1 pseudogene is annotated in these 571 nt (G+C 50.1%); it reads right to left on the reverse strand.

The annotated features are described in order from the left end of the window. Positions 1-571, reverse strand: a pseudogene (locus EAH57_RS15815) (phage tail protein); the annotation flags it as partial.

Consider the following 571-nt stretch of genomic DNA (forward strand, 5'->3'; position numbering starts at 1 on the left):
CATTGATGCTGTTGATCTGACTCGCATTTGCAGATGATTGTGTGGCCGCTGCATTGGCAGTGGTAAGTGCCGTTGCTGCATTGGTTTTCGCTTCAGTGGCATTACTGTTAGCCGTATTTGCAGTGTTGGCTGCTTCGTTGGCCGTAGTCGTTGCAGCTGCTGCCGATGCACTGGCCTGTTGTGCCATGCTTGACGCTGATCCAGCAGTGGTCACTGCTGTTTCTGCTTTCGTCACCGCACTCGCTGCATTTACTTTTGCCTCTGATGCATCACCTTCAGCAACATCAACTCGATTGTCTAATGCTTGAATGGCACTTGAGTTACTTGTTGATGCTGTTACTGCACTGTCTGCCGTCTGGCGTACCGATGCCAAGGCTGTGTCATTCTTGGCGATATAGCTATTGATCGCACTGGCATTGGCTTCATCACCCGATGCACGTGCTGTACGTTCTTCCTGAATCGCTGCCTGATTTACACCAACCTGCGCATTCACCGTATCAATCCGTTGACCTAAAGCACTGTCTGCATCTGCAAATGCTGATTGAATCGTCCAAGACGATGCTTGGTTACT

Origin of the sequence: Acinetobacter sp. 2JN-4 (assembly GCF_003687745.1) — a bacterium.
GTDB lineage: Bacteria > Pseudomonadota > Gammaproteobacteria > Pseudomonadales > Moraxellaceae > Acinetobacter > Acinetobacter halotolerans.